Origin of the sequence: Citrobacter sp. CtB7.12, assembly GCF_001297795.1 — a bacterium.
In the GTDB taxonomy this organism is placed as follows: Bacteria; Pseudomonadota; Gammaproteobacteria; order Enterobacterales; family Enterobacteriaceae; genus Citrobacter_A; species Citrobacter_A amalonaticus.
Genome location: NZ_LIFT01000002.1, coordinates 154269 through 181237 on the forward strand (window position 1 = coordinate 154269; position 26969 = coordinate 181237).

Below are 26969 nucleotides of genomic sequence, written 5' to 3' on the forward strand. Positions count from 1 at the left end.
CTTAACGGCTCCTGTTTAAGTTAAGACTTAGACTGCTCAGGCTGGCTACCGCTAGCGGCTTGCTGGTTGTTCTCTGCGGTAATCTCTTGTGCTTTCACCTGCGCACCAGGACGCACTTTCTGCAGCCCACTGATAATGACGCGTTCGCCTGCTTTCAGACCACTGGTCACCAGCCATTTGTTGCCAATCGCCTGACTGGCCACGATTTGACGGTTTTCCACTTTGTCATCCGCACCCACAACCAGCACGGTAGCATCGCCGCGCGGCGTACGGGTCACGCCTTGTTGCGGCACCAGTAACGCAGTAGGGTTGGTTCCTTCTTCCAGACGCGCGCGAACAAACATTCCCGGCAATAAGGTGTGATCCGGGTTAGGGAAGACGGCGCGGATGGTGATAGAACCGGTAGTCTGATCGACGGTCACGTCTGAAAACTCAAGTGTACCGGTCTGCGGGAATTTGATGCCGTCGCTGGTCACCAGCTCGACTTTCGCCTTGCCGTTTTCCTGCTTCAACGTTCCATTAGCCAGTTCTTGTTTCAGACGCAGGAAGTCGTTGCTCGACTGCGTCACGTCAACATAGATAGGATCGAGCTGCTGCACGGTTGCCAGCGCTGTCGCCTGACCGTTTTGCACCAGCGCGCCTTCCGTCACGGCAGATTTACCAATACGGCCGCTAATCGGAGAGGTTACTTTGGTGTACGCCAGGTTAATGCGCGCGGTTTCAACCGCGGCTTTCGCGGCAACGACAGCGGCATTCGCCTGTTGCGCATCGGCCAGCGCCTGATCGTAATCTTGTTGACTGATGTACTGCGTGCCGAGCAGCTTTTTATAACGGTTAACCGTTACCTGAGCGATGCTGGCAGCGGCCTGGGCTTTCGCCAGATCGCCTTTCGCGCTTTCATAAGTGGCTTGATACGTCGCAGGATCAATCTGATAGAGAGACACTCCTGCTTCGATATCACTACCTTCCTCGAAATTACGCTTCAGGATAATCCCGCTTACCTGAGGACGAACTTCCGCAATACGGAAAGCACTGGTGCGACCCGGCAGTTCAGTTGTGATCTGTAGAGGTTCGGTTTTGAGCGTCACAACCCCAACTTCTGGCATCTGCTGGCCCCCTTGTTGGGCCTGTTTGTCGTCACATCCTGTAAGCGCTAAGCTGCCTGAGAGCATCAGAACGACCGCCAGAGGCGTAAACCCTCTGTTTTTGTTCATATGTAAACCTCGAGTGTCCGATTTCAAATTGATCAATGGTCAAAAGTCCACAAACCCATTGCTGCGTTTATATTATCGTCGTGCTATGGTACATACATCCATAAATGTATGTAAATCTAACACCTGTAAATTCACCGACATATGGCACGAAAAACCAAACAACAAGCGCAGGAAACACGACAACACATCCTGGATGTAGCGCTACGGTTGTTCTCGCAACAAGGGGTATCTTCCACCTCGCTGGCGGAGATTGCAAAAGCCGCTGGCGTAACTCGCGGTGCAATCTATTGGCATTTCAAAAACAAGTCGGATTTATTTAGTGAAATCTGGGAACTATCAGAATCCAGTATTGGTGAGCTTGAGACTGAGTATCAGGCAAAATTCCCCGACGATCCACTATCAGTGTTAAGAGAAATACTCGTTCATCTCCTTGAATCTACCGTGACAGAAGAACGGCGACGTTTATTGATGGAGATTATATTCCACAAATGTGAATTTGTGGGAGAAATGACTATAGTTCAGCAGGCGCAAAGAAACATCTGTCTCGAAAGCTATGATCGGATTGAACAAACTTTAGATCATTGTATTCATTCAAAAATGTTGCCTGCAAATTTGATTACGCGGCGGGCGGCGGTGATGATGCGCGCCATGATTTCAGGTCTGATGGAAAACTGGCTTTTTGCCCCCCAATCGTTTGATCTCAAAAAAGAAGCGCGGGATTACGTCGCCGTTTTGCTGGAAATGTTAACATTTTGTCCCACCTTACAGTCGACGGGGCCTGACGCCGTATCCTGACGCTACTCCAGGAATAATCCTGGTCGGTTTCGCTGCCGCTATTCTGTCTGACAGAGCCGTGATATTCTTGCGCGTTGACTATTTTCGGTCGTCTTTTCGGTTCAGAAACCTTCATTCACATGACTATGTTGCCGCTCTATAAACGTGCTCAGCACCGAGTTTTTATCACGGTGGCTGTTTTCATCTTAATGCTGTTCTGCCAGTCTCTGGCGCTTGCTCGCGCATCGTCAAACAGCGATCTGCCCTCGAAGGCGGATGTGCAAAGCCAACTGGATACGCTCAATAAGCAAAAAGACCTCTCCGCGCAGGATAAACTGGTTCAGCAGGATCTCGTCGAGACCATTGCAACGCTTGAGAAAATCGAGCGGGTGAAAGACGAGACGACCCAGCTCCGTCAGCGCGTGGCGCAGGCACCAGAAAAAATGCGTCAGGCGACAGAGGCGCTGAGTGCGCTCAGCGATGTGGATAATGATGATGAAACGCGTAAGACGCTCAGTACGCTTTCATTACGCCAGTTAGAACTGCGCGTGGCGCAGGTTCTGGATGATTTGCAGAACGCGCAAAACGATCTCGCCACCTATAACAGCCAGCTCGTTTCCCTGCAAACACAGCCCGAGCGTGTACAAAATGCGATGTATACGGCTTCTCAGCAGCTTCAGCAGATTCGCAACCGACTGGACGGCACCAGCGTGGGCGAAGCGGCGTTACGACCGACTCAGCAGGTGCTTTTACAGGCCCAGCAGACGTTACTGAACGCCCAGATCGATCAACAACGTAAAAGCCTGGAAGGCAATACGGTGTTGCAGGACACCCTGCAAAAGCAGCGTGACTATATTACGGCAAACAGCAACCGGCTCGAGCACCAGTTACAGTTACTGCAGGAAGCGGTCAACAGCAAGCGTCTGACCTTAACGGAAAAAACGGCGCAGGAGGCCATTTCCCCGGATGAAACCGCGCGGATCCAGGCCAACCCACTGGTGAAACAGGAGCTGGAGATCAACCATCAGCTCAGCCAGCGCCTGATCACCGCGACGGAAAATGGCAACTCGCTGATGCAGCAAAACATTAGGGTCAAAAACTGGCTGGACCGCGCGCTGCAATCTGAACGCAATATCAAAGAACAAATCGCGGTGCTGAAGGGCAGTCTGCTGCTGTCGCGTATTCTCTATCAACAGCAGCAAACGCTGCCGTCGGCGGATGAACTCTCGGACATGACCAACCGCATTGCGGACCTGCGTCTGGAGCAGTTCGAAATTAACCAGCAGCGTGACGCGTTGTTCCAGAACGATGCGTTCGTGGCTAAGCTGGAAGAAGGCCACAGCAACGAAGTGAATGACGAAGTCCACGATGCGCTGCTACAGGTTGTCGATATGCGCCGTGAACTGCTGGACCAGTTGAACAAGCAACTGGGTAATCAGCTCATGATGGCCATTAATCTGCAAATTAATCAGCAGCAGTTAATGAGCGTCTCGAAAAGCCTGAAAGAGATCCTGACCCAGCAAATCTTCTGGGTAAACAGCAACCGGCCAATGGACTGGGACTGGATCAAAGCCTTCCCGCAGTCGCTGAAAGATCAGTTCAAGTCGATGAAAATCACGGTGAACTGGGAAAAAGCGTGGCCAGCGGTGTTTATCGCCTTCCTGGCCGGGTTGCCGCTACTGCTCATTGCCGGGTTGATTCGCTGGCGTCTGAAGTGGCTGAAAGCCTGGCAGCAGCAACTCGCCGCCGCGGTGGGATCGCTGCGCAATGACAGTCAGCTAAACACACCGAAAGCGATTCTGATCGATCTGATTCGCGCGCTGCCAGTATGTCTGCTGATTCTGGCGGTCGGCCTGATTTTGCTGACCATGCAGTTAAACATCAGCGATCTGCTGTGGGCATTCAGTAAAAAACTGGCAATCTTCTGGCTGGTTTTCGGACTGTGCTGGAAAGTGCTCGAAAAAGACGGGGTGGCGATTCGCCATTTTGGTATGCCTGCGCAACTGACCAGCCACTGGCGTCGCCAGATTGTGCGCATCAGCCTGGCGCTACTGCCGCTGCATTTCTGGTCAGTCGTGGCAGAGCTTTCTCCCTTGCATCTGATGGACGATGTGCTGGGGCAGGCGATGATTTTCCTCAACCTGCTGCTGATCGCGTTTCTGGTCTGGCCGATGTGCCGCGAAAGCTGGCGTGATAAAGAGTCACATGGCCTGCGCCTGGTGACGATCACCATCCTGTCTATCATCCCGATTGCGCTGATGGTGCTGACGGCAACTGGCTACTTTTACACCACGCTGCGCCTGTCGGGCCGCTGGATTGAAACCGTTTATCTGGTCATCATCTGGAACCTGCTCTATCAGACGGTGCTGCGCGGTTTAAGCGTCGCGGCGCGGCGTATCGCCTGGCGTCGTGCACTGGCGCGTCGGCAGAATCTGGTGAAAGAGGGGGCCGAAGGAGCGGAACCACAGGAAGAACCCACCATCGCGCTGGAGCAGGTGAACCAGCAAACGTTACGCATTACGATGCTGCTGATGATTTCACTGTTTGCGGTGGTGTTCTGGGCGATTTGGTCCGATCTGATCACCGTGTTCAGCTATCTCGACAGCATTACGCTCTGGCACTACAACGGCACCGAAGCGGGCGCAGCGGTAGTGAAAAGCGTGACGATGGGCAGCCTGCTGTTTGCCATTATCGCGTCGATGGTCGCCTGGGCGTTGATCCGTAACCTGCCGGGTCTGCTGGAAGTGCTGGTGCTGTCGCGTCTTAAAATGCGCCAGGGCGCCTCGTACGCCATCACCACGATCCTGAACTACATCATCATTGCCGTCGGGGCGATGACGGTCTTCGGTTCGCTCGGCGTGTCGTGGGATAAACTGCAATGGCTGGCGGCGGCCTTATCGGTCGGTCTCGGTTTCGGCTTGCAGGAGATTTTCGGTAACTTTGTCTCGGGTTTGATCATTTTGTTCGAACGCCCGGTGCGGATTGGCGATACGGTGACGATCGGCACATTCTCCGGTACCGTCAGCAAGATCCGTATCCGCGCAACCACCATTACCGATTTCGATCGCAAAGAGGTGATCATCCCGAACAAGGCGTTTGTAACCGAGCGCCTGATCAACTGGTCGCTGTCTGATACCACCACCCGTCTGGTGATCCGCATTGGCGTGGCGTACGGTTCGGATCTGGATAAAGTGAAGAAAGTCCTGCTTCAGGCCGCGATGGAGCATCCGAAGGTGATGCACGATCCTGAGCCGGCGGTGTTCTTCACTACCTTCGGCGCCAGTACCCTGGATCATGAACTGCGTCTGTACGTGCGTGAACTTCGCGATCGTAGCCACACGGTTGATGAACTGAACCGATCAATCGATCGTCTGTGCCGTGAAAACAACATTGATATCGCCTTTAACCAGCTTGAAGTGCATCTGCGCAACGAGAAGGGCGATGAGGTCACAGAGGTGAAACGCGAGATCAAAGGCGACGATCCGACGCCTGCGGTTTAATCAAACGATCGCATGCCTGATGGCGTCACTTGCGTCTTAATCCGGCCTACAACGCAGGGTAAATTCCAATACCCGCTCAGAAATGTAGGCCTGATAAGCGCAGCGCCATCAGGCAAAAATCAATCAAGTTTGTCAGCAGTTTGAGCCACTTTTTTTTCATAGTCCCGTTTAACCATTTCCAGCGCTTTCAAGACGGTATCCGGGGCGACATGGTTTTCTTCCAGCAATACAATCAAATCGACGGCCAGTTTGACCTCATCCGGGGCGTTTTCAAGTGACATAGCGTCTCCAGGGATTAGCGAGTTAAACGCGCCAGGACACGTTCAATATTGTCCAGCGCCTTACGACAGCGCGCCAGACGACCTTCATAGATTTCCACTTCGCGTTGCAGCGTTTGTTGTTCGTCCAGACGGGTGACCTGAGCCAGCCGCGCTTTGCGCTGCGCGGTCATTTCCTGCAAACGTCGCTCAAATTCCTGATGCTGGATGCGTCTGCGTTGCCAGTGTGCCAGACCCGGCGAGGCGCTGTCCCACTCCCGCAGCGACCAGCTGGCGGTTTCGCGGGAGATTGCTTCCAGTTGCGACGCCAGATGTTCCGCCAGCCAGGCCACTTGCGGCAGTTGCTGCTGTTCAACCGCCTGACGTAGCGCCTGAAGGTGGCCTTCAGCTTCATCCAGACAGGCCTGGAGCAGGGTGCTACGCGTCTGAAAAAGATGGCGATCGAAACGGGCGCTGATCGTGGCATGCTGCGCCACCGGCGCACAGCGTTGGCGCAGGAGGGCGAGCTGATCTTCCAGCTTTTGCAGCAGCATGGCGGTTTTCACTGTAACACTCCGATGAAAATGATAACTGTTATGCTAAAGTAACGTTCTGGTTTGCGATATGCCTTTATTATGCAACGAATCCTTTTAATCATCACGGGTTGGCTGGCGGTTGTATTGGGGACGCTGGGTGTCGTGTTGCCTGTATTGCCGACGACACCGTTTATCCTGCTGGCTGCCTGGTGCTTTGCCCGCTCATCGCCGCGTTTCCATAACTGGTTACTCTACCGCTCGTGGTTTGGCAGCTATTTGCGATTCTGGCAGAAATATAAGGCTATGCCGCCGGGCGTTAAGCCCCGCGCGATCGTAATGATCCTCATCACCTTCGCCGTATCGCTGTGGTTGACCCCGATGTGGTGGGTGCGGATCCTGCTGCTGGTGATCCTGGCTTGCCTGCTGGTATTTATGTGGCGAATACCTGTGATTGACGAAAAGCAACAAAAGCACTGAAGCATAATAATCGCGGTTGCAATTGCGAGCGGTAGCCAGTAAATTCGACCGTTTTCGAGCACAGGCGCACTGGGTCAAATTAATGCAGCCAATAAAGAGGCCGCTTGAAGGATGAAGTGTATAGTGCGCCGTGAAGTAACACCGTATTAATCAGGCACAAACTTATGACCGCAACTGCACAGCAGCTTGAGTTTCTCAAAAATAGCATTAAAAGCATTCAGGACTACCCGAAACCGGGCATTCTTTTCCGTGATGTCACCAGCTTACTGGAAGATCCGAAAGCTTACGCACTCAGCATCGAATTGCTGGTTGAGCGTTACAAAAATGCAGGCATCACCAAAGTTGTCGGTACCGAAGCTCGCGGCTTTCTGTTTGGCGCGCCGGTAGCGTTGGGTCTGGGCGTTGGCTTTGTGCCGGTGCGTAAACCGCGCAAGCTGCCGCGTGAAACGATCGCTGAAAGCTACGAACTGGAATACGGCACCGATCAACTGGAAATCCACCTTGATGCGATCCACGCCGGTGATAAAGTGCTGGTGGTTGACGATCTGCTGGCAACCGGCGGTACGATTGAAGCGACCGTGAAACTGATCCGTCGTCTGGGCGGCGAAGTGACCGATGCGGCGTTCATCATCAACCTGTTTGACCTCGGCGGCGAACAGCGTCTGGCGCAGCAGGGCATCAACTGTTATAGCCTGGTTCCTTTCCCGGGGCACTAATCGGCTCAACAGCACCTGACGTATTAGCTGAAGACATGACCTCGCTGAATTAGTGAGGTTGTGTTAGCATTCCCCCCTATGAATCCACCTTCCAGCGTTTCAGAGCCAGCCAATGAGTTATCAGGTTTTAGCCCGAAAATGGCGCCCACAAACCTTTGCTGACGTCGTCGGCCAGGAACATGTGCTGACCGCACTGGCGAACGGCTTGTCGTTAGGGCGTATTCACCATGCATATCTTTTTTCCGGTACCCGGGGTGTCGGTAAAACCTCCATTGCCCGTCTGCTGGCAAAGGGACTGAATTGCGAAACCGGCATTACCGCCACGCCGTGCGGCGTGTGTGATAACTGCCGTGAAATCGAACAGGGGCGATTTGTCGATCTGATTGAGATCGATGCTGCCTCGCGCACTAAAGTTGAAGACACCCGGGATCTGCTGGATAACGTCCAGTACGCCCCGGCGCGCGGTCGATTCAAAGTTTATCTGATCGACGAAGTGCATATGCTGTCTCGCCACAGTTTTAACGCGCTGCTCAAAACGCTTGAAGAGCCGCCGTCGCACGTCAAATTCCTGCTGGCGACAACCGATCCGCAGAAGCTGCCGGTGACCATTCTGTCCCGCTGCCTGCAGTTCCATCTTAAGGCGCTGGATGTCGACCAGATCCGCCATCAGCTTGAACACATTCTTAACGAAGAGCAGATAGCCCACGAGCCGCGCGCACTGCAACTGCTTTCCCGTGCGGCCGATGGCAGTCTGCGTGACGCGCTGAGTCTGACCGATCAGGCGATAGCCAGCGGTGATGGCCAGGTTTCCACCCAGGCGGTGAGCGCGATGCTCGGCACGCTGGATGACGATCAGGCGCTGTCGCTGGTGGAGGCGGTAATCGCTGCCGACGGTGAACGGGTGATGACGCTGGTCAACGAGGCCGCAGCGCGGGGAATTGAGTGGGAAGCACTGCTGGTCGAAATGCTTGGTCTGCTACACCGTATTGCATTGGTCCAGTTGTCTCCTGCCGCACTCGGCGGCGACATGGCGACGATCGAAGTGCGCATGCGTGAACTGGCGCGCACCGTGCCGCCAGCGGACGTTCAGCTTTATTACCAGACGTTATTGATTGGCCGTAAAGAACTGCCGTACGCGCCAGACAGACGCATGGGCGTTGAAATGACCTTACTGCGGGCGCTGGCGTTTCATCCGCGTATGCCGCTACCAGAACCTGAGGTTCCGCGACAATCATTTGCCCCTGTCGCGCCAACGGCGGTAATGACGCCGACCCAGGTGCCGCAGCAGTCTGCACCCGCGCAACCGGCCCCGGCAGCACCGCTACCGGAATCCACCAGTCAGGTGCTGGCGGCGCGCAACCAACTGCAACGTGCGCAGGGAGCAACCAAAGCAAAAAAGAGTGAACCGGCAGCCGCACCCCGCGCGCGGCCGGTGAATAACGCTGCGCTGGAAAGACTGGCTTCGGTATCAGAACGCGTACAGGCTCGTCCTGCACCGTCTGCGCTCGAGCAGGCGCCGGCGAAGAAAGAGGCCTATCGCTGGAAGGCGACCACGCCGGTTGCTGAAGTGAAAGAGGTGGTGGCGACACCGAAGGCGCTGAAGAAAGCGCTGGAGCATGAGAAAACGCCGGAACTGGCAGCTAAGCTTGCCGCAGAAGCGATTGAACGCGATCCGTGGGCGGCGCAGGTCAGCCAGCTCTCGCTGCCAAAACTGGTTGAGCAGGTCGCGCTCAACGCCTGGAAAGAAGAGAACGATAATGCGGTCTGTCTGCATTTGCGTTCCAGCCAGCGTCACCTGAATTCCAGCGGTGCACAACAAAAGCTGGCGGAAGCACTGAGTCAGCTTGCGGGCTCAACGGTTGAACTGACCATCGTAGAAGATGATAATCCGGCGGTGCGAACGCCGCTGGAGTGGCGTCAGGCGATTTATGAAGAGAAACTTGCGCAGGCGCGTGAGTCGATAGTTGCGGATAACAACATCCAGACCCTGCGTCGGTTCTTCGATGCGGATCTGGATGAAGAGAGTATCCGCCCCATTTGATCGTAAGCGACGCTTATGATTGTCATCCCTTAACGTGATTGAGAGAGAAGCCTATGTTTGGTAAAGGCGGTCTGGGTAACCTGATGAAGCAGGCCCAGCAGATGCAGGAAAAAATGCAGCAGATGCAGGAAGAAATCGCGAAGCTGGAAGTGACCGGTGAATCCGGTGCGGGTCTGGTGAAAGTGACCATTAACGGCGCGCATAACTGCCGTCGCGTGGAGATCGACCCAAGCCTGCTCGAAGATGACAAAGAGATGCTGGAAGATCTGGTTGCTGCTGCGTTTAACGATGCTGCCCGTCGCATTGAAGAGACCCAGAAAGAAAAAATGGCCTCTGTCTCCTCCGGTATGCAACTGCCGCCAGGCTTTAAGATGCCGTTCTGATGCAAACCAGCCCGCTGTTAACTCAGCTTATGGAAGCACTGCGTTGCCTGCCGGGCGTTGGCCCGAAGTCGGCGCAGCGCATGGCGTTTACGCTGCTTCAGCGTGACCGCAGCGGCGGGATGCGTCTGGCGCAAGCGCTCACCCGGGCGATGTCGGAAATCGGTCACTGCGCCGATTGCCGCACCTTCACCGAGCAAGAGGTTTGCAATATCTGTTCAAATCCGCGTCGTCAGGAAAATGGCCAGATTTGCGTGGTCGAGAGTCCTGCGGATATCTATGCGATTGAACAGACCGGGCAGTTTTCCGGGCGCTACTTCGTGCTGATGGGGCATTTGTCGCCGCTCGACGGCATCGGGCCAGATGATATCGGTCTCGACAGACTTGAGCAGCGCCTGTCCTGCGAGCAACTCAGTGAAGTGATCCTCGCGACCAACCCGACGGTCGAAGGGGAAGCCACGGCGAACTACATTGCTGAACTCTGCGCGCAATATGGCGTTGACGCCAGCCGTATCGCACACGGCGTGCCGGTCGGCGGTGAACTGGAGATGGTGGACGGTACCACGCTGTCGCATTCTCTGGCAGGACGCCACAAGATTAAATTCTGAACAAACGGAGGCTGTGCTCGCGGCCTCCGCTTGAAATCCCCCCCGGTTGTCCCCATTTCACCCTCAACGTGTTTTTACCATTGAAAATGGCATTGTTGAGGTAGATCTACATGAAAGGACAAGAAACTCGTGGTTTTCAGTCAGAAGTAAAACAGCTTCTGCATCTGATGATCCATTCTCTGTATTCCAATAAAGAAATCTTCCTGCGTGAGCTTATCTCTAACGCCTCCGATGCGGCAGACAAGCTGCGTTTTCGCGCGCTGTCGAACCCGGACCTCTATGAAGGCGACGGTGAACTGCGTGTACGCGTCTCCTTCGATAAAGATAAGCGTACGTTGACCATCGCCGATAACGGCGTGGGGATGAACCGTGATGACGTGATCGATCATCTGGGGACCATCGCGAAGTCCGGGACCAAATCCTTCCTTGAATCCATGGGCTCCGATCAGGCGAAAGACAGCCAACTGATTGGTCAGTTTGGCGTAGGCTTCTATTCGGCCTTTATTGTCGCGGATAAAGTCACAGTCCGCACTCGTGCCGCAGGCGACAAGCCGGAGAACGGCGTGTTCTGGGAATCAGCGGGCGAAGGTGAATACACCGTTGCCGATATCACCAAAGACGATCGCGGAACGGAAATCACGCTGCATCTGCGTGAAGGCGAAGACGAGTTCCTCGATGACTGGCGCGTACGTTCCATCATCAGCAAATATTCCGACCATATCGCCCTGCCGGTTGAGATAGAAAAACAGGAAGAGAAAGACGGTGAAACCGTCGTTACCTGGGAGAAAATCAACAAGGCGCAGGCGCTGTGGACCCGTAACAAGTCGGAAATCAAAGATGACGAGTACAACGAGTTTTACAAGCATATCGCGCACGATTTTACCGATCCACTGACCTGGAGCCACAACCGCGTAGAAGGGAAGCAGGAGTACACCAGTCTGCTGTACATCCCGTCGCGGGCACCGTGGGACATGTGGAACCGCGATCACAAACATGGCCTGAAGCTGTACGTCCAGCGCGTCTTTATCATGGACGACGCCGAGCAGTTCATGCCGAACTATTTGCGCTTCGTGCGAGGGCTTATTGATTCCAACGATCTGCCGCTGAACGTTTCTCGTGAGATCCTGCAGGACAGCACCGTCACCCGCAACCTGCGTAGCGCACTGACTAAGCGTGTTCTGCAGATGCTGGAAAAACTGGCGAAAGAGGATGTGGAAAAATACCAGACGTTCTGGCAGCAGTTTGGTCTGGTGATGAAAGAAGGGCCGGCGGAAGATCATGCTAACCAGGAAACCATCGCCAAACTGATGCGTTTCGCGTCGACGCATACTGACTCTTCTGCGCAGACCGTCTCTCTGGAAGACTACGTCTCTCGCATGAAAGAAGGGCAGGAGAAGATTTACTACATTACCGCTGACAGCTATGCGGCAGCGAAGAGCAGCCCGCACCTGGAACTGCTGCGTAAGAAAGGCATCGAAGTGCTGTTGCTCTCCGATCGCATTGACGAGTGGATGATGAACTACCTCACCGAGTTTGACGGTAAGGCGTTCCAGTCCGTCGCCAAAGCGGACGAGTCTATCGACAAGCTGGCCGATGAGGTTGATGAAAGCGCGAAAGAAGCGGAAAAAGCGCTGACACCGTTTGTTGAGCGCGTGAAAAACCTGCTGGGCGACCGGGTGAAAGACGTACGTCTGACGCACCGTCTGACCGATACGCCGGCGATTGTCACCACCGACGCGGACGAAATGAGCACCCAGATGGCAAAACTGTTTGCCGCAGCGGGTCAGAACGTACCGGAAGTGAAATACATCTTTGAACTCAATCCGGACCACGTGCTGGTGAAACGCACGGCGGATACCCAGGATGAAGCGCAATTCAACGAGTGGGTTGAACTGCTGCTGGATCAGGCGCTGTTTGCCGAGCGTGGCACGCTCGAAGATCCAAACCAGTTCATCCGCCGCATGAACCAACTGCTGGTTTCCTGATAACTGCGATGTGAATGCCGGATAAGCGTGATTGCAATCCGGCATTTCTTTTAATCGCCTCTCTTTTCTAAATTTTCCCTCATTAACCGTTTCAGCGCTGGCACCTTCCTTGAGACAAATGCGTGATGGTGGTATCGTTTAGCGCTTTTTTAAAAATATCGACAACCTTTAAGGGGATTTTCGTAATGCGTATCATTCTGCTTGGCGCTCCGGGCGCGGGTAAAGGAACTCAGGCTCAGTTCATCATGGAGAAGTATGGTATTCCGCAAATCTCCACCGGTGATATGCTGCGTGCCGCCGTGAAATCTGGCTCCGAGCTGGGCAAACAAGCGAAAGACATCATGGACGCCGGTAAGCTGGTGACGGATGAGCTGGTGATCGCGCTGGTAAAAGAGCGTATCGCGCAGGAAGATTGCCGTAACGGTTTTCTGTTAGATGGTTTCCCGCGCACGATTCCGCAGGCTGACGCCATGAAAGAAGCCGGTATCGTGGTAGATTATGTTCTCGAATTCGACGTACCGGATGAGCTGATCGTTGACCGTATCGTTGGTCGTCGCGTACACGCTGCGTCTGGCCGCGTTTACCACATCAAATTCAACCCGCCTAAGGTTGAAGGTAAAGACGACGTGACCGGCGAAGAGCTGACCACCCGTAAAGACGACCAGGAAGAGACCGTGCGTAAGCGTCTGGTGGAATACCATCAGATGACGGCGCCGCTGATTGGTTACTACCAGAAAGAAGCGGCAGCAGGTAACACGCAATACGCGAAAGTTGACGGGACTCAGGCCGTTGCTGACGTGCGCGCCGCGCTGGAAAAAATCCTCGGTTAAGTTTTTCGCGTAGTGAACCTTTTATCAGGCCTGCCATTATCGCGTAGGCCTGATAAGCGTAGCGCCATCAGGCAAATTCTCGTTTTACCTCTCACAGCAATTAGTTCTTCTTACTCACTTTTCCGCTACAATTATCAACAATTTGAATCGATAAGAGGCGGTAATGCGTCAGACGAAAACCGGTATCCTGCTGGCAAATCTTGGCACTCCCGATGCCCCCACTCCGGCGGCAGTAACACGCTATCTCCGGCAATTCTTAAGCGATACACGCGTTGTCGATACGCCCCGCGTGTTGTGGTGGCCGCTGCTGCGCGGCGTGATTTTGCCGCTTCGCGCCCCGCGTGTGGCAAAGCTTTATCAGTCTGTCTGGATGGAAGGCGGCTCTCCGTTAATGGTCTACAGCCGTCAACAGCAGCAGGCGCTTGCTGCGCGCCTGGCGGACACGCCCGTCGCGCTGGGCATGAGCTATGGCTCGCCGTCACTGGAAAGCGCGGTGGACGAGCTGCTGGCGAACCACGTGGATCATATCGTCGTGCTGCCGCTGTACCCGCAATATTCCTGCTCAACGGTTGCTGCGGTCTGGGATGAGCTGGCGCGCATTCTGGCGCGTAAACGTCGTATTCCCGGCATTTCGTTTATTCGCGATTACGCCGACGATCGCGCTTATATTGACGCGCTGGCGAACAGTGCGCGGGCTTCGTTCGCCGAACACGGCGAACCGGATTTGCTGCTGTTGTCCTACCACGGCATTCCGCAGCGCTTTGCTGATGAAGGCGACGACTATCCGCAGCGCTGTCGTGATACCACCCGTGAGCTGGTCTCAGCGCTCGGTCTGCCACCAGAAAAAGTAATGATGACCTTCCAGTCGCGTTTTGGTCGTGAACCGTGGCTGACGCCCTACACTGATGAAACGCTGAAGATGTTAGGCGAGAAGGGAACGGGCCATATTCAGGTGATGTGTCCGGGCTTCGCGGCGGATTGTCTGGAGACGCTGGAAGAAATTGCGGTGCAGAATAAAGAGATCTTCCTCGAAGCGGGCGGTAAAAAGTATGAATATATTCCGGCGCTAAATGCCGCGCCGGAACATATCGATATGATGCTGAAACTGACAGCCCCGTACCGCTAACGTGCAGCGTTAATCTGCTGAGTGAAGAAACGCGCACCATCGCGTAAGGCGTCATCGGCAGATTTCATCATGCGTGAGTAGTGCAGAAAGGCGTGTAGCGTGCCGGGATACATTTTGTATTCGCAGGGCTGTTGGTGCGCCTGAAGCGTCTCGAAGAGCAGACGGCTGTCGTCGATCAGCGGGTCAAACTCCGCACCGGCGATAAAGCAGGGCGGCACGTCGCGCGTCAGGTCGTTGTTGAACAGGCAATAGTACGGCGACTCGCGATCGTCGGCATCACGCAGATACATTCTTTCGTACATCTCCAAATCCTGGCGGCTGAGGCCGTCCCACTCACCGCCCATCAGCCGACGACTTACCGAGTCCTGCAAGCCATACAGGCCGTACCACAACAGCACGCCTGCCACCTTTCCACAAAATATGTGCTTATCGCGCAGCCACAGCGCGCTGGCGAGCGACAGCATCGCGCCAGCGGAATCACCGGCAAAGCCAATGTGCGTCATATTCAACTGATAGTCGTCCGCCTGCTGATAAAAGAACTGACAGGCGGCAATGGTCTCTTCAATGGCCTGCGGAAAGCGCGCCTCAGGTGAGAGTGAATAGTCGACGCCGATTACCGTGCACTGGGTATAGCTTGCCAGCAGACGCATGATTCGGTCATGGGTATCCAGATTCCCGAGAATACAACCGCCACCGTGCAGGTAAAACAGCGTGGCCTGACTGTCTGGCGTTGGGCTGTACAGGCGCGTTGTCACCTCTCCCCAGGGCGTGGGGAGGGCATATTCCCGCGTTGGCATTTGCGGTGCATCCGCATTCCAGAAGCGCCGTTCAAGAATGTAGTGTTGGCGCATCGCTGGCACATCATCGGCGGCAGGCCAGGGAGGCAAATCGTCCTGCCGGACATTCAGCACCGCGCGCATCTCGTCTGAAATGCTGGCCAGTACGGGAAGTTTATTCTCTGGTTTCATAAAACGCTCCTTGTGAAATCGACCCATTGTAAAAGCTTCCGTCGTGGAAACTGCGATCCGTTCGTCTGTTATTGAAACTCTGTCGTCCAGAGGGGAATGTGCTACCATGCACCGCTCAGTTATCCACCTGTAAAAACAGCTATGAAATTTCCCGGTAAACGCAAATCCAAACACTATTTCCCTGTCAACGCACGCGATCCACTGCTGCAACAAATCCAGCCTGAAAATGAAACCAGCGCCGCATGGGTGGTGGGGATCGATCAAACGCTGGTCGATATTGAAGCGAAAGTGGATGACGCGTTTGTACAACGTTATGGACTGAGTGCCGGGCATTCACTGGTGATTGAAGACGATGTGGCCGAAGCGCTGTATCAGGAACTGGTGCGTGACAATCTGATCACCCATCAGTTTGCCGGTGGCACGATTGGTAACACCATGCACAACTACTCCGTGCTGGCCGATGACCGTTCGGTGTTGCTGGGCGTGATGTGCAGCAACATCGAAATTGGCAGCTACGCTTACCGCTATTTGTGCAACACCTCCAGCCGGACCGACCTCAACTATCTGCAGGGCGTTGACGGGCCGATTGGCCGCTGCTTTACCCTGATAGGCGAATCCGGTGAGCGTACCTTCGCCATCAGCCCAGGGCACATGAACCAGCTGCGCGCGGAAAGCATTCCGGAAACGGTGATTGCCGGGGCATCGGCGCTGGTGCTGACCTCCTATCTGGTACGCTGCAAGCCGGGCGAGCCGATGCCGGAAGCCACCATGAAGGCCATTGAGTACGCTAAAAAGCACAATGTGCCCGTGGTGCTGACGCTTGGGACCAAATTCGTGATCGCCGATAACCCGCAATGGTGGCAGGGTTTCCTGAAAGAGAACGTCTCAATCCTGGCAATGAATGAAGAAGAGGCCGAAGCGCTGACCGGTGAAAACGATCCGCTGCTGGCATCTGATAAAGCGCTGGACTGGGTCGATCTGGTGTTGTGTACCGCCGGACCGGTAGGGCTGTACATGGCGGGCTTTACCGAAGAGGAAGCCAAACGCAAAACTCAACACCCGTTGTTGCCTGGGGCGATTGCCGAATTTAACCAATATGAGTTCAGCCGCGCGATGCGCCATAAAGACTGTCGCAATCCGCTGCGCGTCTATTCCCATATCGCGCCGTATATGGGCGGTCCGGAAAAGATCATGAACACCAATGGCGCAGGTGACGGCGCGCTGGCGGCGCTGCTGCACGATATTACCGCCAACAGCTATCACCGTTCGAACGTGCCGAATTCCAGTAAGCACAAGTTCACCTGGCTGACCTATTCGTCATTAGCTCAGGTGTGTAAATATGCCAATCGTGTGAGTTATCAGGTACTGAACCAGCACTCTCCGCGTCTGACGCGTGGACTGCCGGAGCGTGAGGATAGCCTCGAAGAGTCGTACTGGGATCGTTAAGTCATTATGCCGGATGGCGACGTAAACGTCCTATCCGGCCTGGCGTAACCATCATCTGTGTCATCACGTAGGCCTGATAAGCGAAGCGCCATCAGGCAAACGAGCCGATGCCACGACGATCACCCGGTCACGATTTCACCCGCAGGGGGTGTTTCCAGCAATTCCAGCATCGTACGGGCGATTTCACGCTCGCCCATCACGACCTGATTAGCGCCGCGTTCGGTAATGTACTCGACCTCATCGTCATAATGCGCACGAGCAATAATCTCAATATTCGGGCATTTCTCGCGGGCAGACGCAACAATTTCACCGGCCTCATAGCCGTTCGGAATCGTGAGGATTAGCCAGCGGGCGCAGTCCAGATGCGCCAGATTCATAATCTCTTCATTGGCGGCATTCCCCAGCACCGCGCGGATCCCGCGCTCGCGTAGCTCATCCACTCGTGTCCGCGACGTTTCGATAACCACTAACGGCATCCCGGCCGCCATCAGTTTTTCACCGAGCAGACTGCCGACACGGCCAAAACCGACCAGCAGCGCGTGGTTGCAGATATCCACCGGAATTTGTTTCTCTTCCTCGATAGCCTCTTCCAGCGTTTGTTCTTCCAGCGTCTCGGTTTTTGCCAGATATTTTTCCAGCAGAGCAAACAGCACCGGGTTGAGCATAATCGACAGAATCGCCCCTGCCAGCACCAGATTTTGCCCTTCCTGCGGCAGCAGGTTCAGCGCCATCCCCAGACCGGCGAGAATAAAGGCGAATTCACCAATCTGCGCCAGGCTGGCGGCGATGGTCAGTGCGGTGCGCGGCGAGTGGCCAAACAGACGCACCAGGAAAAAGGCGGCGACCGACTTACCAAAGATAATGATGGCAAGCGTTGCCAGCACGGCCAGCGGTTGTTGGATCAGAATCAGCGGATCAAACAGCATACCGACGGAGACAAAGAACAGGACGGCAAACGCGTCGCGCAGCGGCAGGGTATCGTGGGCCGCGCGGTGGCTCAGTTCCGATTCATTCAGTACCATCCCGGCAAAGAACGCGCCCAGCGCGAAGGAGACATCAAACAGTTCCACCGCGCCGAAAGCGATACCTAATGCCAGCGCCAGTACGGAAAGGGTAAACAGTTCGCGGGAGCCGGTTGCCGCGCTGCGCGCCATAATCCACGGTACCAGACGGCGGCCAACCAGCATCATAATGGCGATAAAGGCGATAACTTTACCGATGGTAATGCCCATGTCGACGGCCAGCGAGGCGAAGCCGACGTTACCTTTTTCCACCATTCCGGCGACGGCTGGCAGCAGAACCAGCGTCAGTACCATTACCAGATCTTCAACAATCAGCCAGCCGATGGCAATCTGCCCTCGCTGACTGTCGACCAGTTGTCGTTCTTCAAGCGCGCGCAGCAGCACCACGGTACTGGCGGTTGAAAGACATAAACCAAAGACGATACCGGTCATCAGCGACCAGCCCAGCATGGCGGAAAGGGCCATACCCAACAGCGTCGCCACGGCTATCTGGGCGATCGCGCCGGGAATGGCTATCGACTTTACCGCCATCAAATCCTTCAGTGAAAAGTGCAAACCGACGCCGAACATCAGCAGAATAACGCCAAGCTCAGCGAGCTCCGGCGCAAGTTTGGTATCAGCCACAAAGCCTGGCGTAAAAGGACCGGCCAGAACGCCCGCTAACAGATATCCCACCAGAGGAGAAATACGCAGTTTATTGGCAAGCATGCCGAGTATAAAAGCGAGCACAAGGCCGCCAACAATGGTGGTGATAAGCGGGGTGGCGTGATGCATTCCGTCTCCTTTGGTAGCTGATTTCCAAAATTCCAGGTAATAGTTTATGACAATTTTGACTATTATGTTTATGAATAATTATTGAATTTTGAAGAAAACTGCAATTTGAGCTGAAAAAAGCACGGATCGGAAAACGAATGGGTTGTAGACAGAGCAAAGGCTTATGGCAGCAGGCTGAGAGGGCGGCTAAAGTTTAGCTTTAGCCGCAAAAACTCAGGCTTTATGCCGGTTATCAGGTAGGAATATGGTCAAGATCCCCAGAAGTGGCAGGAAAGCACAGATTTTATAGACTAACTCGATGCTGGTATGGTCAGCGAGCAGACCTAACACCGCGGCTCCCAGGCCACCCATCCCAAAGGCAAAACCAAAAAACAGACCAGAAACCATGCCGATACGACCCGGCAGTAGCTCCTGGGCATACACCAGAATGGCGGAAAACGCCGAGGCGAGAATAAAACCAATGATCACCGTTAAAATGCCGGTCCAGTGCAGGGTGGCATAAGGTAAAATCAGCGTAAACGGCGCGACGCCGAGGATAGAGCCCCAAATGACATATTTTCTGCCAATCTTATCGCCTAAAGGCCCGCCAATTACCGTTCCTGCAGCAACCGCAAACAGGAAAGCAAAGAGGTGAAATTGCGCGTTTTGTACCGATAATCCGAATTTTTGCATCAGATAAAAGGTGTAATAGCTGCTGATGCTCGCCATATAGAAGTATTTCGAGAAAATCAGGATCAGCAGGACGCTGACCGCAAGCACCACCTTATTGCGCGGCAGTGGATTGATAATCGTTGCTTTTGGTTTCCCCTTGCTCATTCGATGCTGCGCGGCATACCAGCGGCTGATTTGCGCCAGCACGACAATGGCCAGCAGCGCCGCAAGAACGAACCAGGCCACATTACCTTTGCCGTAAGGGGCGATAATCACTGCCGCCAACAACGGACCGAGGGAGCTACCAAAATTACCGCCCACCTGGAAGATGGACTGGGCAAGACCGTGGCGTCCGCCTGAGGCCATACGCGCCACACGGGACGATTCCGGGTGGAATACCGAAGAACCGGTGCCGACCAGCGCGGCAGCCAACAGCACGGTGCCAAAACTGCCGGCCATTGCCAACAGCACCAGACCGCTTAGCGTAAAGCACATGCCAATCGGCAGCGACCACGGCATCGGGTACTTATCGGTCCAGTAACCAACCACCGGTTGTAGTAGCGAAGAGGCCAACTGGAAGGTCAGGGTGATCATCCCTATCTGCATAAAGGTCAGTGAAAATTCGGACTGTAATAGCGGATAGATCGCCAGAATTAACGACTGAATCATATCGTTAAGCAGATGTGAAAGGCTGATCGCGCCTAAAATGCCGAACGACGTGCGTGCCTTAGCGACTGGCGCGGACGCACCAGGTGCTGGCTGGGTTTGTTCACTCATTGCCATAGAAAGTCACTTCTGTCTGATTTGCGATGTATGCGCTTTATCCTTCACGCTACCCGGATGCAACGTGAATGATGTTGCGCACAGGGGAATATCGTCATTGTGATTATTACCTGACTAACATACCTGCGGATGAGGTTTGAAGGAAGTCTCAATTCTGAAAACTTATTCGACTATTATTTCAGATAATTGTAATTTCAGCCGAGTGAAGGAATCAGGGAGAGAAACATGAAATTTTTGAAACGGGGTGTGGCGCTGGCACTGTTCGCCGCATTCACGCTGGCAAGTCAGCCTGCTCAGGCTTATGAAAAAGATAAAACCTATAAAATCACCATTCTGCATACCAACGATCACCATGGCCATTTCTGGCGCAGCGAATACGGCGAGTACGGTCTCTCAGCGCAAAAAACGCTGGTAGACGGGATTCGTCGCGAGGTGGCTGCCGAAGGGGGCAGCGTCCTGCTGCTGTCCGGCGGTGACATCAACACCGGCGTACCCGAATCGGATCTACAGGATGCTGAGCCCGACTTTCGCGGGATGAACCTGATTGGTTATGACGCGATGGCGGTCGGTAACCACGAATTTGATAATCCGCTCACCGTCCTGCGTCAGCAGGAGAAGTGGGCGAAGTTCCCGTTTCTCTCAGCCAATATTTACCAGAAAAGTACCGGCGAGCGCCTGTTTAAACCCTGGGCCATTTTTAAACGCCAGGATTTGAAAATCGCGGTGATCGGTTTGACCACCGACGACACGGCGAAAATCGGTAACCCTGAGTTCTTCACCGATATTGAATTTCGCAAACCAGCGGAAGAGGCAAAGGTGGTGATTCAGGAATTGCAGATGAATGAAAAGCCGGACGTCATGATTGCCACCACTCATATGGGGCATTACGACAACGGCAACCACGGTTCGAACGCGCCGGGCGACGTTGAAATGGCGCGCAGTCTGCCGGAGGGCGCGCTGGCGATGATTGTGGGTGGTCACTCACAGGACCCGGTGTGCATGGCGGCGGAAAATAAGAAACAGGTGGATTACGTTCCCGGTACGCCGTGTGCACCGGACAAACAGAATGGTATCTGGATCGTGCAGGCTCATGAGTGGGGGAAATACGTGGGTCGCGCGGACTTTGAGTTCCGTAACGGCGAGATGAAAATGGTCAACTATCAGCTGATTCCGGTGAACCTGAAGAAGAAAGTGACCTGGGAAGACGGGAAAAGTGAGCACGTACTTTACACCCCGGAAATCGCGGAGAATGCGCAGATGCTCTCGCTGTTGTCACCGTTCCAGAATAAAGGAAAAGCGCAGCTGGATGTGAAAATTGGTGCGGTGAATGACCGACTGGAAGGCGATCGCAGCAAGGTCCGTTTTGTACAAACCAACATGGGGCATTTGATTCTGGCTGCGCAAATGGCGCGCACCGGTGCCGATTTTGGCGTCATGAGCGGCGGCGGCATTCGTGACTCGATTGACGGCGGGGATATCACCTATAAAAGCGTGCTGAAGGTTCAGCCATTCGGCAACGTTGTCGTATATGCCGACATGAACGGTAAGGATGTGACGGATTATCTGACGGCCGTGGCGCAAATGAAACCGGACTCCGGCGCCTATCCGCAGTTTGCCAGGGTTAGCTTTGTGGCAAAAGAGGGCAAGCTCAACGATTTGAAAATCAACGGCGAGCCGGTTGACCCGGCAAAAACCTACCGTATGGCGACGCTCAGCTTTAACGCGACCGGCGGCGACGGCTATCCGCGTATTGATAACAAACCGGGGTACGTCAACACCGGGTTTATTGATGCGGAAGTGCTGAAGGAATACATTCAGAAAAACTCACCGCTGGATGCCAGTGCGTATGAGCCGAAGGGGGAAGTTAGCTGGCAGTAACAGGGCGGAGTGCCGGATGGCGGTGCGGGCACCTTATCCGGCCTACAGGTTAGTGCGGTTTCCTGGCCTGATAAGCGTCGCGCTATCAGGCCATCATTCTATAATCACTTAATCCCGGCGGGCGATATCGGCGAATTCAGCCTCCAGAATCGCGGCTAAATCAACCGCCGCCAGTTCAATATCCAGCCCGCGTTTGCCGCCAGAGACAAAAATGGTGTCAAACGTCCGGGCTGGCGCATCAATCAGCGTCGGTAGACGTTTTTTTTGTCCCAGTGGGCTAATGCCGCCGACCAGATACCCGGTCGTGCGTTGCGCAACCAGCGGATCGGCCATATCGACCTTTTTCGCGCCGAGTGCTTTGGCGACTTTTTTCAGATCCAGTTGTCCGGCCACGGGCGTGACTGCAACCGCCAGATGTTTCATATCGCCATTCACCGCCACCAGCAGCGTTTTGTACACCTGATCGGCATTCAGCCCTAACTTGCGCACCACCTCATCGCCGAAGTTGGTCTCGGCGGGATCGTGGTCGTAGGTATGGATCCTGAACGTAATTTTGTTTTTTTCGAGTAATTTAACGGCGGGTGTCATAGCTATTTTTCCTGGCTAAACCAAATGACGAGTCAAGCATATCTCTAACGAATGTTCGAAATATAGTACCATCTTGCGCAATTATGTTGGCAGGATGCAGAGTTTGAGCGACAATCGACATACACCGTCGCATTAAGCGGCGGCATAATAATAATGATGAAATTCCTCTTTGACGGGCCAATAGAAATATTGGCCACTTTTTTTATCGCATCAGCTCCGGTAGATTTCCCTCTCCATAAAGGTGCAGCGCGCCGACGGCCACCACATAGCGACCCGCAGGCAGTGCCGCCAGACGATCCCGCCAGGCGATATTGCGTTGATGCATCAGCACATCGTACAGCGACTGACTGAAGGTGTTGGGAAGCGTCAGGTGATTGTCCTGCGGCGGGGAGTCAAGCCACCAGCTCATCATCTGTTGCAGTAGCCGGGCGTTGGTGTGCCAGTGCGTTAGTGTGTCCTCCAGCAGCGCCAGGCCGTTGTCTGGCAGTTCACACAACAGTGCAATCTGGCTGGCGGCACCTTCCAGTTCAATCACCGGTTTTTCTGCCTTTTTCGCGGCCTGCAACAGCTGATAATCAATACCGTATTCCGGGCGTAATCCCAACTGTTGCGCCTGGGTGGCCTGCAACACCATCGCGATTTGCCACAGCGGTTGTGTGGAAAACAGCGTCGGAGAGATCCCCAATTCATCGGTCGCGCGATGCAGATTGCGCAACTGCTCCTCGCTGATGCGCTCTTCCAGTGCGGCAAATTCGGGTAGATCGGCAAAAGGGCTGTCATTGCCGGAGACGTCGGCCTCAACAATTAGTGCATCGGCGCTGTTAAGCTTTTTGAGCAGTCTGGCAGGGAGAGGGGACATATCGCGACTGCCCATATGAATACTGCCAATCAGGTGGAAATGGCGGTTGCCGGGCAACGAAACATCAATGGCGGGCCAGGTATAGCGATTGCCGGATAGCGTAGCGAAGAATGTTTTTACCCGGTAAAACAGATCCATGCGACCTCCCTAATCAGAAGCCCATGCTAACGCGTGGCCCAGGGGTGTGCAATGTGTGAATTGCCGGATGGCGGCGCTAAAACGCCATCCGGCATCGCTTACTCTTTCGGTTTAAAGCGCAGCAGTCGGTTCGCGTTGCTCACCACGGTAATGGACGAGAGCGCCATCGCCGCACCGGCAACCACCGGGTTCAGCAACGTACCGGTAAACGGCCACAGAATACCGGCTGCAACAGGAATACCGATGCTGTTGTAGATGAATGCGCCAAGCAGGTTTTGCTTCATGTTTCGAAGCGTTGCGCGGGAAATAGACAGTGCATCTGCCACGCCCATCAGGCTATGACGCATCAGGGTAATTGCAGCGGTTTCGATAGCCACATCGCTGCCGCCGCCCATTGCGATCCCGACATCGGCTTGCGCCAGCGCCGGTGCATCATTGATGCCGTCACCGACCATCGCCACCTGACGCCCCTGGCTTTGCAGACGTTTAATGGCATCGGCTTTACCGTCCGGCAGAACGCCGGCAATCACCTCATCAATTCCCGCCTCTTTGGCGATGGCGTTAGCCGTCGTCGGGTTATCGCCGGTTAACATCACCAGACGATAGCCGGCGCGGTGCAGTCGCTGAAGGGCGGCCACGCTGTCGCTACGCAACGGATCGCGCACGGCCAGCAGCGCTGCCGCTTTACCATCAATCGCCAGCAGCACCGGCGTAGCGCCCTGAGAAGCCTGGGCCGATATCTCGGTTTCCAGTTCGCGAGTGTCAACCTGCTGCTCGTTCAGCAGGGCCTGGTTGCCCAACAACAGCGTATGCCCTTCGGCTTCACCGCTAACGCCTAATCCACGCAGGGTGCGGAAACCGTTGACCTGCGGCAGTGCACCATCACCGGCTTTGTCGAGAATCGCTCGCGCCAGAGGGTGGCTGGAGCCTTGCTCAAGCGCCGCCGCCAGACGCAGCACCTGCGCCTCGTCAGTCTCGCCTACGGTTTTAATCGCCACCACCTGGGGTTTGCCTTCGGTCAGTGTCCCGGTTTTGTCGAAGACCACGGTATCCAGAGTGCTGGCGCGCTGCAGCGCATCGGCATCACGCACCAGTACGCCAAACTCAGCCGCACGACCCACGCCGGAAATAATAGACATTGGTGTTGCCAGACCCAGCGCACACGGACAGGCAATAATCAGTACTGTGGTTGCAATCACCAGGGTGTAGACAATTTGTGGCGCCGGGCCAAAGAAGTACCAGATACCCGCGCTGACCAGCGCAATCACGACCACAACCGGAACAAACACGGCGGAAATCTTATCGGCCATCTGACCGATTTCCGGCTTACTGCTCTGGGCCTGGCGCACCATACGGATAATGCGCGACAGCGTAGTATGGCTGCCGACTGCGCTGGCGCGGAACAACACGCTGCCATCCTGCACAACGGTACCGGCATGCACACTGTCGCCTTCACCTTTTTGCTGTGGGATAGGTTCGCCGGTAAGCATCGCCTCATCCAGCCAGGCTTCGCCCTGGGTGATTTCACCGTCAACCGGTACGCGGTCGCCGGTGGTCAGACGCAACAGCATCCCCGGTTGAACCTCTGCCAGCGGTACGCTCTTTTCACCGTCTTCTGTCACCACTCGCGCCGTTGGCGGCGTGAGATCGAGTAATTTTTCCAGCGCCTTAGACGAGCGCTGACGCGCGCGGGCTTCCAGCATGTGTCCGAGGTTAATCAGACCAATGATCATCGCGCTGGCTTCATAATAAAGATGACGCGCTTCCATCGGGAACCACTGCGGCCACAGGTTGACGCTCATCGAGTACAACCAGGCTACGCCGGTGCCCAGCGCCACCAGGGTGTCCATCGTGGCGGTGCCGTTCATCAGGCTCTTCCACGCGCTGCGATAAAAATGGCCGCCGGCAAAAACCATCACGGCGAGCGTCGCCAGACCTATCGCCAGCCACAGGCTGCGGTTGTCGGCGGTCACCATCATGTTATCGCCCATCATCCCCCAGACCATCACCGGCACACCCACCAGCAGGGCGACAATCGCCTGCCAGCGGAAGCGTTTCATTGTCGCGACGGCGGTTTCCTGCTGGCGCTCACGGCGTTTGAGATCGTCTTCAATCGCTTCCGCGCCATAGCCGGCTTTTTCCACCGCCTGGACTAAATCGGCGGCGGACGCACTGCCCATCACCAGCGCAGTACGTTCCGCGAGGTTTACCCGTGCCTGCGTGACCCCGGGAACGCTTTGCAGCGCATTTTGTACCCGGGAAACACAGCTGGCGCAGCTCATGCCGCTTAACAGCAGCTGTTGGCTCTCATCTTCAGCCGTCGCTGCCGGAAGCTCAGGAGGGACCGCTGCCAGTGCTTCCGACGGGATTGATGACTCCGCCAGCGGTTTAGCCTTTGGGTGGCTTAACTCTGCGCCGTAACCGGCTTGTTTGATGGTGTCGATAAGCGCTTCGGCGCTGGCAGTGCCGGTGACGTGCGCTTCAGTCACGGTAACCTCAGCCTGTTCAACATCCGGGCGTTGTTCAAGACTCTCTTTTACGCGTTTGACGCAGTGACCGCAGGACAGGCCGTCCAGGGTCAGGTCGATAGTGTGAGACATCACTTCACTCCTTTATTACAGGGATTAATTGACTGTGATAAAGGTTAAACCTTCCAGCAAGGGGAAGGTCAAGGGATTTGTTTTCACCCTGTTTTTTTAATGTTCCAGTGCGATGGCGCAGACATGTTCGAGGGTGGAAAGGTTGTTGTAAAGTTCCGGTAAGGTCATTTTTTTTCTAATCACGACTTTAAGATTAACCTCTATTTTCCCCTTTTTGACATCGCGGATGGTGATAGCTTCAATAATGTTTTTTTGCTGATTAATACTTTCCACCAGTGTTTGTAGCCCTGATTTTTCGTCAAGAATAATGCGAATCTTAACTTTACCGGGCAATTGATTTTTAGTTTGTAAAAAGATGACAAAATAGCTGAGCTTTATGGCCAGCAGGAACAAGCCTGTGGCAAGAAGCGCATGCATATAAAAACCGGCGCCACTGGTAATTCCCACTCCCGCAGAAGCCCATACAATGGCTGCGGTTGTCAGCCCGGAGATGGCGTCGTCATGGCGATGAAGGATAACACCTGCACCGAGAAAGCCTACGCCGCTGATAATTTGTGCGGCCAGGCGCATCGGATCGCTACGTATATTCATCGAGATTTCCGCGTAATACTCCGCTGACTGAATAGAGACGATGGTCAGAACGCAGCTGGCGACGGAAATAATGACGCACGTTTTAAATCCGACAGGCTTTCCTTTCGATTCTCTTTCAAGACCGATGATCCCGCCGAGGATAAAAGCGACGCAAATTTTGCCCAGCGTAATTAACAGAGATTCTCCTTCACCGGATAAGAGGAAGGATAACGTATTCATATTTCCTC

General features: G+C 54.7%; 22 protein-coding genes and 1 other annotated feature. Of the genes, 12 read left to right on the forward strand and 10 right to left on the reverse strand.

Features of this window, described 5'->3' with window-relative positions:
- Window positions 1-20: 20 nt before the first annotated feature.
- Entirely contained in the window at window positions 21-1214 is a 1194-nt protein-coding gene (gene acrA, locus AOY24_RS02375) for a multidrug efflux RND transporter periplasmic adaptor subunit AcrA (RefSeq protein WP_043001556.1), read from the reverse strand.
- A 141-nt stretch (window positions 1215-1355) separates the two neighbouring features.
- Between acrA and acrR the strand changes: the two genes are divergently transcribed.
- Both acrR and mscK read left to right on the forward strand, forming a co-directional pair.
- Window positions 1356-2009, forward strand: coding sequence for a multidrug efflux transporter transcriptional repressor AcrR (gene acrR / locus AOY24_RS02380; RefSeq protein WP_044258933.1), 654 nt, complete (start codon window positions 1356-1358; stop codon window positions 2007-2009).
- A 119-nt stretch (window positions 2010-2128) separates the two neighbouring features.
- Window positions 2129-5488, forward strand: a complete 3360-nt coding sequence (mscK, locus tag AOY24_RS02385) for a mechanosensitive channel MscK (protein ID WP_054176086.1) — start codon at window positions 2129-2131, stop codon at window positions 5486-5488.
- A gap of 119 nt (window positions 5489-5607) precedes the next feature.
- Here the strand turns inward: mscK and rsmS are convergent, their stop codons facing one another.
- Both rsmS and priC read right to left on the reverse strand, forming a co-directional pair.
- Window positions 5608-5769, reverse strand: coding sequence for a pleiotropic regulatory protein RsmS (rsmS, locus tag AOY24_RS23385; protein ID WP_043001554.1), 162 nt, complete (start codon window positions 5767-5769; stop codon window positions 5608-5610).
- Between the two features lie 14 nt (window positions 5770-5783).
- Window positions 5784-6311, reverse strand: a complete 528-nt coding sequence (gene priC, locus AOY24_RS02390) for a primosomal replication protein N'' (RefSeq protein WP_043001553.1) — start codon at window positions 6309-6311, stop codon at window positions 5784-5786.
- 69 nt (window positions 6312-6380) lie between these two features.
- Here priC and AOY24_RS02395 point away from each other — a divergent pair, with 69 nt between their 5' ends.
- The 8 genes from AOY24_RS02395 (at window position 6381) to hemH (ending at window position 14444) form a co-directional block, all read left to right on the forward strand.
- The gene (locus AOY24_RS02395) at window positions 6381-6758 is read left to right on the forward strand and encodes a DUF454 family protein (protein WP_043001552.1); all 378 of its coding nucleotides are present in this window, start codon (window positions 6381-6383) and stop codon (window positions 6756-6758) included.
- A 164-nt stretch (window positions 6759-6922) separates the two neighbouring features.
- Entirely contained in the window at window positions 6923-7474 is a 552-nt protein-coding gene (apt, locus tag AOY24_RS02400) for an adenine phosphoribosyltransferase (RefSeq protein WP_043001551.1), read from the forward strand.
- A gap of 112 nt (window positions 7475-7586) precedes the next feature.
- Window positions 7587-9515 carry a DNA polymerase III subunit gamma/tau gene (dnaX, locus tag AOY24_RS02405; RefSeq protein WP_044258928.1) on the forward strand — a complete coding sequence of 643 codons (1929 nt, stop codon included), beginning with the start codon at window positions 7587-7589 and terminating at the stop codon, window positions 9513-9515.
- Window positions 8848-8912 (forward strand) — a sequence feature (DnaX frameshifting element). It overlaps the preceding gene by 65 nt.
- Window positions 9516-9568: 53 nt before the next feature.
- Window positions 9569-9898, forward strand: a complete 330-nt coding sequence (locus AOY24_RS02410) for a YbaB/EbfC family nucleoid-associated protein (protein WP_001515903.1) — start codon at window positions 9569-9571, stop codon at window positions 9896-9898.
- Complete coding sequence (gene recR, locus AOY24_RS02415; RefSeq protein ID WP_043001549.1) at window positions 9898-10503, forward strand: recombination mediator RecR; 606 nt, start codon at window positions 9898-9900, stop codon at window positions 10501-10503. Before AOY24_RS02410 ends, recR begins: the two co-directional genes overlap by 1 nt.
- Window positions 10504-10613: 110 nt before the next feature.
- Window positions 10614-12488 carry a molecular chaperone HtpG gene (htpG, locus tag AOY24_RS02420; RefSeq protein ID WP_044258926.1) on the forward strand — a complete coding sequence of 625 codons (1875 nt, stop codon included), beginning with the start codon at window positions 10614-10616 and terminating at the stop codon, window positions 12486-12488.
- A gap of 185 nt (window positions 12489-12673) precedes the next feature.
- A complete protein-coding gene (gene adk / locus AOY24_RS02425) occupies window positions 12674-13318 on the forward strand; it encodes an adenylate kinase (RefSeq protein WP_043001547.1) in 645 nt (214 codons plus the stop codon).
- 163 nt (window positions 13319-13481) lie between these two features.
- Window positions 13482-14444 (forward strand): ferrochelatase, encoded by a 963-nt coding sequence (gene hemH, locus AOY24_RS02430; RefSeq protein ID WP_043001546.1) that lies wholly within the window; start codon window positions 13482-13484, stop codon window positions 14442-14444.
- Here hemH and aes read toward each other — a convergent pair.
- Window positions 14441-15412, reverse strand: a complete 972-nt coding sequence (gene aes, locus AOY24_RS02435) for an acetyl esterase (RefSeq protein WP_054176087.1) — start codon at window positions 15410-15412, stop codon at window positions 14441-14443. The genes hemH and aes overlap by 4 nt on opposite strands.
- A 141-nt stretch (window positions 15413-15553) precedes the next feature.
- Here aes and gsk point away from each other — a divergent pair, with 141 nt between their 5' ends.
- Entirely contained in the window at window positions 15554-16858 is a 1305-nt protein-coding gene (gene gsk / locus AOY24_RS02440) for an inosine/guanosine kinase (protein WP_044259024.1), read from the forward strand.
- 119 nt (window positions 16859-16977) lie between these two features.
- Here gsk and ybaL read toward each other — a convergent pair whose 3' ends face one another.
- Window positions 16978-18654, reverse strand: coding sequence for a YbaL family putative K(+) efflux transporter (gene ybaL / locus AOY24_RS02445; protein WP_043001543.1), 1677 nt, complete (start codon window positions 18652-18654; stop codon window positions 16978-16980).
- 213 nt (window positions 18655-18867) lie between these two features.
- Window positions 18868-20088 (reverse strand): fosmidomycin MFS transporter, encoded by a 1221-nt coding sequence (fsr, locus tag AOY24_RS02450; protein WP_043001542.1) that lies wholly within the window; start codon window positions 20086-20088, stop codon window positions 18868-18870.
- Window positions 20089-20313: 225 nt separating this feature from the next.
- Here fsr and ushA point away from each other — a divergent pair, with 225 nt between their 5' ends.
- Window positions 20314-21966 (forward strand): bifunctional UDP-sugar hydrolase/5'-nucleotidase UshA, encoded by a 1653-nt coding sequence (gene ushA / locus AOY24_RS02455; RefSeq protein WP_043001541.1) that lies wholly within the window; start codon window positions 20314-20316, stop codon window positions 21964-21966.
- Between the two features lie 108 nt (window positions 21967-22074).
- On the opposite strand, the gene ybaK is transcribed toward ushA, so the two are convergent.
- The 4 genes from ybaK to AOY24_RS02475 form a co-directional block, all read right to left on the reverse strand.
- Window positions 22075-22554 carry a Cys-tRNA(Pro)/Cys-tRNA(Cys) deacylase YbaK gene (gene ybaK / locus AOY24_RS02460; protein WP_043001540.1) on the reverse strand — a complete coding sequence of 160 codons (480 nt, stop codon included), beginning with the start codon at window positions 22552-22554 and terminating at the stop codon, window positions 22075-22077.
- Between the two features lie 202 nt (window positions 22555-22756).
- Window positions 22757-23551, reverse strand: a complete 795-nt coding sequence (locus AOY24_RS02465) for a TraB/GumN family protein (protein ID WP_044258922.1) — start codon at window positions 23549-23551, stop codon at window positions 22757-22759.
- Between the two features lie 98 nt (window positions 23552-23649).
- Complete coding sequence (gene copA / locus AOY24_RS02470; protein WP_054176088.1) at window positions 23650-26151, reverse strand: copper-exporting P-type ATPase CopA; 2502 nt, start codon at window positions 26149-26151, stop codon at window positions 23650-23652.
- Window positions 26152-26247: 96 nt separating this feature from the next.
- On the reverse strand, window positions 26248-26961 hold the full coding sequence (locus AOY24_RS02475) for an MgtC/SapB family protein (protein WP_054176089.1): 714 nt from the start codon (window positions 26959-26961) through the stop codon (window positions 26248-26250).
- Window positions 26962-26969: the final 8 nt, after the last annotated feature.